A 953-nucleotide genomic window follows, 5' to 3' on the forward strand; every position below is an offset into this window, starting at 1 on the left:
ATGAGTTCAGACTCTTTTCTTCTTCAATCTGTAAAGAGGGAAAGCATGATTGGAGTTGATCGCGAAAGTCGGCTTGAGGTTTTGAAATAGTTGTCCGGTAATTGGGGACGACCGGGCACGCTCTCCCAAGCCAACTTGCGGCCATGGCAATGATGCGTTGATCGTCTTCATTGTCTGAGGATATATTTTCCACACGAGTAAACAGGCCATCCATGTGCTTTTCAAACCAGTTATTGCTTCGGGAGTCCAGAGACAATCTGGCACAGCACACCATCACTCCCCAGAGAGACATCAATATGTCTTGCTGTGAGAGCGGAGGGTTTTTACTGATTCGGTAAACAAGCGATTCAAACATAGAGGTCAGCAGGTTCAGCTCAACGAACTCACCCAGTTTCGCAGTGGCCCACAGCAGATTGGCGATTTCCTTTGGTTTAAAGTTAGCTTTCTGTGTGTTCACGTGGCGCAATAGCGCGGCCACGGCCTCGTTGAGTTCTGATTTCCACTCCCCGTTGTCCACCAGTTTCGCCATGGCCCACAGCAGGTTGGCGATTTCCTGTGGTTTAAAGTTAGCTTTCTCCGTGTTGATGTGTGGCAACAGCGCGGCCACAGCCTTGTTAAACTGTGGTGTTCGCTCCTGCCCGTTGTCCACCAGTTTCGCCATGGCCCACAGCAGGTTGGCGATATGCTGAGGAATAAATTGGTCTTTCTGTGCGTTCACGAAGGGCAACAGCACGGCCACGGCCCCTTTAAGCCCTGGTGTCTGCTCCTGCCCGTTGTCCACCAGTTTCGCCATGGCCCACAGCAGGTTGGCGATATCCTGAGGAATAAATTGGTCTTTCTGTGCGTTCACGTGGGGCAACAGCGCGGCCACGGCCTCGTTGAGCTCTGGTGTCTGCTCCTGCCCGTTGTCCACCAGTTTCGCCATGGCCCACAGCAGGTTGGCGATATCCTGA

General features: G+C 52.6%; 1 protein-coding gene. It reads right to left on the reverse strand.

Annotated elements, in window-relative coordinates; translation table 11 throughout:
- A partial coding sequence (locus tag CX664_RS25370; RefSeq protein WP_146000386.1) for a DUF1601 domain-containing protein occupies positions 1-953 on the reverse strand: 953 nt, incomplete at both ends.

The organism is Endozoicomonas acroporae, from assembly GCF_002864045.1.
Classification (GTDB): Bacteria; Pseudomonadota; Gammaproteobacteria; order Pseudomonadales; family Endozoicomonadaceae; genus Endozoicomonas; species Endozoicomonas acroporae.